Origin of the sequence: Psychrobacter sp. CAL346-MNA-CIBAN-0220, assembly GCF_040309805.1 — a bacterium.
Classification (GTDB): domain Bacteria; phylum Pseudomonadota; class Gammaproteobacteria; order Pseudomonadales; family Moraxellaceae; genus Psychrobacter.
In genome coordinates this window covers 1-257 of sequence record NZ_JBEOPF010000480.1, presented here as the reverse complement: position 1 = coordinate 257, position 257 = coordinate 1, and the positions used below count along the sequence as shown (strand labels likewise).

Below are 257 nucleotides of genomic sequence, written 5' to 3'. Positions count from 1 at the left end.
GCCTAAGGTGCTGATAAGAACTGGCGTACCGGCGATAGTCTGCACATCATCAAGCAAGTTAGCGGCTTGCGCACTGGCCATTTTCTGTTCTAAACGCTCTAACTGCTTCTCTAGGTCGCGCTGCTTATCCGCCATAGTACGGACACGCTGTGCCACTTCAGGGCGTTTTACTTTTAGCTGACTGGCAAGCTCGCTGAGTTGTTGCTCACTTTGCTGAATGTTTTTTATGGCATTCATACCTGTGACGGCTTCAATAC

1 protein-coding gene is annotated in these 257 nt (G+C 49.4%); it reads right to left on the bottom strand.

Translation table 11 applies throughout. From position 1 onward, the window contains the following. On the bottom strand, positions 1 to 257 hold a 257-nt coding region (locus AAEY88_RS14450), incomplete at both ends, for a hypothetical protein (protein ID WP_350563502.1).